The organism is Arenimonas fontis, from assembly GCF_008386465.1.
GTDB classification, from domain to species: domain Bacteria; phylum Pseudomonadota; class Gammaproteobacteria; order Xanthomonadales; family Xanthomonadaceae; genus Arenimonas; species Arenimonas fontis.
In genome coordinates, this window is the sequence record NZ_VUOD01000029.1 from 1 (window position 1) to 518 (window position 518).

Consider the following 518-nt stretch of genomic DNA (forward strand, 5'->3'; position numbering starts at 1 on the left):
GCCACCGGCGCCTGGGCCGGCAGGACCGACCAGATTGCAGTGTGGGTCAATGGTGCCTGGGAGTACCACGCCCCGAAGGTCGGCTGGCTGGCCTTTATTGCCGCCGAGGACAGGCTCGCCGTCTACAAAACCGGCGGGTGGAGCGCCGGCGTTCCCGTCTGACCCGCACCCCGATCCGTCACCCCCGAACCCGCCCGCGTGGCGGGTTCGTCGTTTGGCGGCGGCGTCACGTGGCTGCGCCACATGAGCCTACGCCGCAACTTCGTTGTCTGGAGACCCGCCATGACCGAACCGACCCAAGCCCCCGCACTCGTCGAAAACATGCTGCTCCTGCGCCGCGAGGACTTCGAAGACCTGCTCGACCGCGCCGCCGAGCGCGGGGCCGAGCGATGCCTTGCCCATCTCGGGCTGGAGAACGGCCACGCCGCACGCGACCTCCGCGAGCTGCGCGATCTGCTGGAAGCGTGGCGCGACGCGCGCCGTACCGCGTGGCAGACCACCATCAAGGTGGTCACGAC

At 69.9% G+C, this 518-nt stretch carries 2 protein-coding genes; both read left to right on the plus strand.

Annotation, left to right across the window (positions count from 1 at the left end; translation table 11 throughout):
- Positions 1 to 162, plus strand: a 162-nt coding sequence (locus tag F0415_RS12890; protein WP_149861550.1) for a DUF2793 domain-containing protein, incomplete at its 5' end; no start/stop codon positions are given.
- Positions 163 to 282: 120 nt separating this feature from the next.
- Positions 283 to 518 (plus strand): DUF6127 family protein (locus tag F0415_RS12555; protein ID WP_149861551.1); only part of this gene is annotated, 236 nt, incomplete at its 3' end.